This window comes from uncultured Pseudoflavonifractor sp. (assembly GCF_944387275.1).
Lineage (GTDB): Bacteria > Bacillota > Clostridia > Oscillospirales > Oscillospiraceae > Pseudoflavonifractor > Pseudoflavonifractor intestinihominis.
Genome location: NZ_CALXEG010000026.1, coordinates 36316 through 43355 on the forward strand (window position 1 = coordinate 36316; position 7040 = coordinate 43355).

General features: G+C 61.2%; 7 protein-coding genes. 6 read left to right on the plus strand and 1 reads right to left on the minus strand.

Annotated features, from left to right (window positions below; genetic code table 11):
* Window positions 1-161 precede the first annotated feature (161 nt).
* The 5 genes from Q0K23_RS08010 to Q0K23_RS08030 are packed head-to-tail and all read left to right on the plus strand — an operon-like array spanning window position 162 to window position 5198.
* On the plus strand, window positions 162-1154 hold the full coding sequence (locus Q0K23_RS08010) for an ABC transporter permease (RefSeq protein ID WP_294520407.1): 993 nt from the start codon (window positions 162-164) through the stop codon (window positions 1152-1154).
* Between the two features lie 13 nt (window positions 1155-1167).
* Window positions 1168-2982, plus strand: a complete 1815-nt coding sequence (locus Q0K23_RS08015) for an ABC transporter permease subunit (RefSeq protein ID WP_294520410.1) — start codon at window positions 1168-1170, stop codon at window positions 2980-2982.
* Between the two features lie 7 nt (window positions 2983-2989).
* Window positions 2990-3985: an ABC transporter ATP-binding protein gene (locus Q0K23_RS08020; RefSeq protein WP_294520413.1), complete on the plus strand. Its 996-nt coding sequence runs from the start codon at window positions 2990-2992 to the stop codon at window positions 3983-3985.
* Window positions 3975-4985: an ABC transporter ATP-binding protein gene (locus Q0K23_RS08025; protein ID WP_294520417.1), complete on the plus strand. Its 1011-nt coding sequence runs from the start codon at window positions 3975-3977 to the stop codon at window positions 4983-4985. The genes Q0K23_RS08020 and Q0K23_RS08025 overlap by 11 nt, the downstream gene beginning before the upstream one ends.
* A gap of 6 nt (window positions 4986-4991) precedes the next feature.
* Window positions 4992-5198, plus strand: coding sequence for a hypothetical protein (locus Q0K23_RS08030; RefSeq protein WP_294520420.1), 207 nt, complete (start codon window positions 4992-4994; stop codon window positions 5196-5198).
* A gap of 42 nt (window positions 5199-5240) precedes the next feature.
* Here Q0K23_RS08030 and Q0K23_RS08035 read toward each other — a convergent pair whose 3' ends face one another.
* Complete coding sequence (locus tag Q0K23_RS08035; RefSeq protein WP_294520422.1) at window positions 5241-6323, minus strand: helix-turn-helix transcriptional regulator; 1083 nt, start codon at window positions 6321-6323, stop codon at window positions 5241-5243.
* Between the two features lie 230 nt (window positions 6324-6553).
* Between Q0K23_RS08035 and Q0K23_RS08040 the strand changes: the two genes are divergently transcribed.
* Complete coding sequence (locus Q0K23_RS08040) at window positions 6554-6970, plus strand: PaaI family thioesterase (protein WP_294520425.1); 417 nt, start codon at window positions 6554-6556, stop codon at window positions 6968-6970.
* The last annotated feature ends 70 nt before the right edge of the window (window positions 6971-7040 follow it).

Below are 7040 nucleotides of genomic sequence, written 5' to 3' on the forward strand. Positions count from 1 at the left end.
CGCGGGTTCCGCCGGTTTTCCGGTATTTGGGCATTCCCGGGGAAATGTCGCATACCCCTTTTCATGCCGCATTTCCCTGGGAATGGACACAATACAGACAAGCCATATCCCACGGTAAACGGGAGCCCCGATCCCATAAATTTGAAACGGAGGAAAGGTGAATGGGAAAAGGAAGATATTTACTGAAACGATTGGTGTATATCGTTTTTGTATTTTTTATCATTTCCATCCTGATGTTCGCGATCTATAAGTCCATGCCCGGCAACCCGGTGGACATCATGCTGGGCGACAGCAAGACCACCATGAAGCCGGACGCCTACCAGGCCCTGTACGACAAGACAGTGGCCAATCTGGGTCTGGACAAGCCCCTGCCGATCCAGTATCTGGCCTGGATGGGCAACATGCTGACCGGCAACTTCGGCTACTCCACCCAGTACAAGCAGGCGGTCATCAACATCATCGGCGCCCCCATGGCCAACACGGTGCTGCTCAACGTGCTGACCATGATCGTGGTGTTCATCATCGCCATCCCGCTGGGCATTGTGACCGCAGTGCGGAAGAACGGTGTCTTCGATAAGGCCGTCCAGGTGCTCACCATCGTGGGCTACAGCCTGCCCCAGTTCATTGTAGCCCTGCTGGCCATCTTCCTGCTGGCCGTCAAGTTCCCCATATTCCCCATCAGCGGCGTTAAATCCGCCGGATTGGACGCCACAGGCCTGAGCGCGTTCCTGGATATGGCGTGGCACATGGTCCTGCCCGTGCTGGTCATGGCCGTGTCCGGCGTAGGCGGCATCACCCGCTATGTCCGCGCCGCCATGATCGACGTGCTGCGTATGGACTATATCAAGACTGCCCGCGCCAAGGGCCTGCGGGAAAAGACCGTCATCTATATCCATGCCTTCCGCAACGCCCTGATCCCCATTGTTACCATCACCACCTGGTGGGTCATCGGCCTGTTCGGCGGCTCCATCGTCATCGAGTCCGTGTTCCTGTGGCCCGGCCTGGGCAAGATGCTCATCGACGGCCTGCTCCAGCGTGACTTCGCCGTGGTGCTCACCATGCAGATGTTCTACGTGGTGCTGTCCCTGGCCGGCAACGTGATCATGGACGTGGCCTACACCATCGTGGATCCCCGTGTCCGACTCGAGAATTAAAGGAGGGAAGACAATGCGAAATCAAAAGAAAAAATCCACCCGCCGCTCCACCGCCTCCATGGCGGCCCAGCGCATGGTGGTGGGCAGTCTCCCTCAGGAGGAGGACGAGGTCCTTCAGAGCCCCATGCAGATGGTGCTCCACTCCTTTGTCCGGGATAAGATCGCCATGGCCGGCGTAATCCTGTTCGTCTTTATCTTCCTGTGCTGCGTGATCCTGCCCTACTTTTTCCCCATCGACCTGTACTATCAGGACGTGACCCAGTCCAACGTGGCCCCCGGCTTCGGCATGATCACCGTGCCCAACGGCCTCCAGGGCAACGCCCAGGACATGTCCGTGGGCAGCTCCTTCTCCGTGGGCGTGGATAAGGACGGCAACGTCTACGAGTGGGGCACCTTCCCCAACGACAAGCTGAAGAACATCCCCAGCTCCAGCGAGACCGGCAAGCTGGTGCAGATCTCCGCCGGTCTGGACCACGTGGTGGCCGTGAATGAGGACGGCCAGGTCTTCACCTGGGGCAACGACCGCATGGGTCTGAGCAACATCCCCATGGACCTGCGCACCGGCGGCAACAACATCAAGCAGATCCTGGCCGGCTACCAGATCTCTCTGGCTCTCACCGAAGAGGGCAAGATGTACAACTGGGGCAGCGAGTACCTGCTGCGCATCACCTACCCCGAGGGCGTCCAGGGCAACATCGACAAGTTCGCCGCCAGCACCAACATCGTCATGGTGCTGACCAAGGACGGCGAGGTGGTGCCCCTGACCACCAAGGCCTCCGCCTACACCAACATCCCCGAGGAGATCCAGGGCAACGTGATCGACCTGGCCATCACCGACGAGAGCGCCGCCGCCGTCACCTCCGACGGCCGGGTGTACACCTGGGGCAACAACATCAAGAAGTCCCTCAACGTGCCCGAGGAGATCCAGGGCCAGGTGGCCTCCATCTCCGCCGGCCGTTATCACTACACCGCCATCCTCAAGGACGGCAGCGTGGTCAGCTGGGGCGACAACACCCACGGCCAGGCCTCCGCGCCCAGCAGCGCCACCTCCGTGGTCTCCGTGGACGCCGGCTACTACGCCAACTACGCCATCCAGGAGGACGGCAACGTGGTGTCCTGGGGCCTGAAGGGCTACCTGATGGGCACCGACGCCTTTGGCCGTGACCTGTTCCGCCGTATTCTGGTGGGCGGCCGTATGACCATGACCGTGGGCGCCATCTCCGTCATCATCTCCACCATCATCGGCATCATTGTGGGCGGCGTGTCCGGCTACAAGGGCGGTAAGGTGGACAACCTGCTCATGCGTCTGACCGAGATCGTCTCCTCCATCCCCTTCCTCCCCTTCTGTATCATCCTGTCGTCCATTCTGGGCAACAGCATCAGCGAGACCCAGCGCATCATCCTGATCATGTGTATCCTGGGCCTGCTGTCCTGGCCCGGTATCGCCCGTCTGGTCCGCGGCAGCGTGCTGGCCGAGCGTGAGCAGGAGTTCGTCACCGCCGCCAAGTCCCTTGGCGTCAAGGAGTCCGGCATCATCTTCCGGCACATCCTGCCCAATATCATCACTGTCATCATTGTCAACGCCACCCTGAACTTCGCCACCTGTATGCTGACGGAGTCCTCCCTGTCCTTCATCGGCTTCGGCGTCAACGAGCCCAACGCCACCTGGGGCAACATGCTCACCGGCGCCCAGAACGGTCAGGTCATCGAGAACTACTGGTGGCGCTGGGTGTTCCCGGCCCTGATGCTGGGCATCTGCACCATCAGCATCAACTGCATCGGCGACGGCCTGCGGGACGCCATCGATCCCAAGTCGAAAGAGAGGTGAACCGGATATGAGTCTGCTTGAAGTAAAAAATCTGCACACCTACTTCACCACCAAGAAAGGTATCGTGAAGGCGGTCAACGACGTGACCTACAGCCTGGAGGCCGGCAAGACCCTGGGCATCGTGGGTGAGTCCGGTTCCGGCAAGAGCGTTTCCGCCATGAGCATCATCCGTCTGCTGGACGGAAACGGCTATATCGAGAGCGGCAGCATCACCTTTGACGGCCAGGATATCATGGCCGCGTCCGACAAGGACCTGCACCACATCCGGGGCAACGAGATCTCCGTGATCTTCCAGGAGCCCATGACCTCCCTCAACCCGGTGTTCACCATTGAGCGGCAGATCGGCGAGGTCCTGGTGCTCCACCAGCACATGAACAAGAAGGAGGCCCACGCCAAGGCCGTCTCCCTGCTCTCCGACGTGAAGATCCCCAACCCGGAGCGGGTGGCCAAGCAGTACCCCTTCCAGCTGTCCGGCGGCATGCGCCAGCGCGTCATGATCGCCATGGCCCTGGCCTGCCGGCCCAAGCTCCTCATCGCCGACGAGCCCACCACCGCCCTGGACGTGACCATCCAGGCCCAGATCCTCAAGCTGATGAACGAGCTCAAGCAGCAGACGGGTTCCTCCATCCTGTTCATCACCCACGACCTGGGCGTCATCCATGAGATGGCCGACGAGGTGGCCGTCATGTACTGCGGCCAGATCGTGGAGAAGGCCGACGCGTACACCATTTTCCACAAGGGAGTCCACTCCCACCCCTACACCGAGGGTCTGATGACCTCCATCCCCCGGCTCAACACCCCCAAGGGCAAGCGGCTGGAGGCCATCCCCGGCGCGGTGCCCAACCCCCTGTACCTGCCCAAGGGCTGCAAGTTCGGCCCCCGCTGCAAGTACTGCACGGAGAAGTGCAGGCAGGCCGAGCCCGAGCTGGTGGAGGTCGCGCCCAATCATCTAGTCCGGTGTTTCTACCCGGAGAAGGCGGGGAGGACAGAACATGGAGAATGAGAAAAAAGTGCTGCTGACCGTCCGGGACGTGAAGCAGTATTTCCCGGTAAAAAAGACCAAGCTGCGGGAGAAGCAGCGCTACGTCCGCGCCAACGACGGCATCTCGCTGGATATCTACGCCGGCGAGACCCTGGGCCTGGTGGGCGAGTCGGGCTGCGGCAAGTCCACCTTCGGGCGCACCCTGCTGCAGCTCTATCCCCAGACCCACGGCGACGTCATCTACCACAAGGACGGCAAGGACATTGACCTGAAGAAGCTGCCCAAGGAGGAGATGCGGGTGCTGCGCAAGGACCTGCAGCTCATCTTCCAGGACCCCTACTCCTCCCTGAACCCCCGTATGACGGTGGGCCAGATCATCGGTGAGGGCCTGGTGTCCCACGGTATCTTCAAGCGTGGCGACCCCGCCATGCGGGACTATATCTTCAAGGTCATGGAGAACTGCGGCCTGGACACCTATATGTTCGGCCGTTACCCCCACCAGTTCTCCGGCGGCCAGCGGCAGCGTATCGGCATCGCCCGCAGCCTGGCCCTCAACCCCGCCTTTGTGGTGTGCGACGAGGCCGTGTCCGCTCTGGACGTGTCCATCCAGTCCCAGATCCTCAACCTGCTGTCCGACCTGAAGGAGAAGCAGAACCTCACCTACCTGTTCATCACCCACGACCTGAGCGTGGTGAAGTATATCAGCGACCGCATCGGCGTCATGTACCTGGGCAACATGGTGGAGCTGGCCCCCACGGAGGAGCTGTTCGCCAACACCCTGCACCCCTACACCGAGGCCCTGCTCTCCGCCATTCCCGTGGTGGACGAGGAGGACAAGCGGGAGCGCATCCTGCTGGAGGGCGACATCCCCAGCCCCGTCAATCCCCCCTCCGGCTGCAAGTTCCACACCCGCTGCCGCTACTGCCAGCAGAAGTGCAAGGAGGAGGTCCCTGAGTGGACCAACGTGGGCAACGACCACTATGTGGCCTGCCACTTCCCCCTGCACAAAAAGGAAGGATGAGTTCCCGTGCTCTTTGGGAAAAAAATTAACCGGGTCGTGAACGTCAAAGAGGCCGAGGAGCGGTTTGATAAGGAGCGGGAAGAGCTGCCCCTGGAGAAAAAAGACCGTCTGGCCATGATCCTGGCCGCGCTGGCTGTGTTCATCCCGGTGCTCATCGGCGTGCTCGCCGTGTTCCTGCTGGTGCTCTACTTGTTCTTCTTCCGTTTCCTCTGATTCAAAAGGCCGGGTCCCGCTCAGGGACCCGGCCTTTCTGCGTCATTCTCCCTCCCGGTTCAGCTTTTCCCACTGCTTCAGCAGACTCGGGTACTCCTCCCGGTTCTCCTCCAGCAGCTGCCGGACGCCGTCCGCCGCTGTGGCGCCGAAGTCGTCATAGGCGGCGCTCTGGCTGGGGACGATGAAGCGCACATTCTCCAGTGTGCAGTCGGGCGCTGCGTCAAAGCGGGCGGCCTGATCCCTGGCCTGCCGGAGATATTCCTCCGCCTGTTCTCCATCCCCCATATCCAGGCTGGAGAAGGCGCACAGCGTCAGGAGCATGACGCTGACCTTGTCCAGATAGGAGATCTTGCCCGGCTTCTTCAGCCCCTCCTGGAATTGGAGCAGCAGCCGGGTGAAGGCAAGGGCATCCCCCGCTCTGCCCAGGTGGAGACAGGCGTTGCTGTAGCCAATGGCGAATCGGACCAGCTGGCTGCCGGCGTCCATCAGCGCCTTGGACAGGTAGGTCAGGGCCTCCTCACTGGTGGCCTCGTCCATGGCCAGCTCGTTTCCAATCGCCATGTTGTTGATGCCCGCTGTGTTGTTCTCCTTCAGCAGGGCAATCCCCTTCTCCCGCTCCCCCTGGCTCAGGTAGGCTGCCGCAATGTCGTTACGGATGGAGATTTCCCCGATTTCCGGGTCCCGGTTCTGGTCCAGCAGGCCCAGGCTCCGCCGGAAGAGTTCACGGCAGCGCCGGAGCATCTGGCCGTCCCCCAGCTCTATCCCCGCCACCTGGCAGAGCTGGGCGCACTCGTACACCACCCGGAAGCTGTTGGGGTACTTCTGCAGGGCTTTCTCCCCCTCCCGAAGGGCCTCATCGTAATGTTTGCCCCTGCGCAGGGTCTTCAGCCGCTCCAGCCTGTCCTCCAGGGCCGTGCTCTGCCGCTCATACCCCAGAAGCACATCCACGCTGGTCTCAAAAAACTCCGCCAGCTCCATCATCAGGGACACGTCCGGGATACAGCTGCCCGTCTCCCATTTGGACACCGTCCCCACCGTGATCCCCATGGCCTCGGCCAGCTGCTCCTGGGTCAGTCCCCGCTCTTTTCTCAGCATGCGGATGTTCTCCGCCAGACACACTTTCATGTGCTCACTCCTCTCTTGTTTGTGCCCTCAGTATACCGCCCTTTTTCTCCGGATTGAAGGCGGTATTTTTCTTGTTGAGATGGAAAAATATTTCCTGTCAGGAAAATACGTGTGGGACACAGGCGGCCTGGAGCCGCAAAAACCGGTTGTGCTTCTCTGCTGTACTTGCTATAATTTATCCACCGCACAGACCACACCTGTGCAAAATTCTTCAGAAAGGGGTGCTCTCCATGCCCACCCTCGACCAGATCCGCGCCTGCTTTTCCGGCGACCGCTTTGCCACGGAGGCCGCCGGCGTGATCATCGACCTTGCCGAACCCGGCCACGCCGTCTGTTCCATGCCCATCCGCCCCATCCACCTCAACGCCAACTCCGTCCCTATGGGGGGCACCATCTTCACCCTGGCGGACTTCACCTTTGCCGTGGCCGCCAACGGCCACAGCCAGCGCATCACGGTCACCCAGCAGGTATCCGTCACTTTTCTCTCTCCCTCCCGGGGCAAGACCCTCATCGCGGAGGCCAAGTGCCTGAAGGCGGGCCGCACCACCTGCCTGTACGCCGTAGACGTCACCGACGACTTGGGCGCCCAGGTTGCCCATCTCACCGTCAACGGCTACACGGTGGACAAGCCCCCCAAGGGCGGGTAGTGTCAAGAATTTTTCGCACTTTGGTTTACAGACTCTGGCGTGAATGAAATCAGCCAGCAATGGAGGTGTC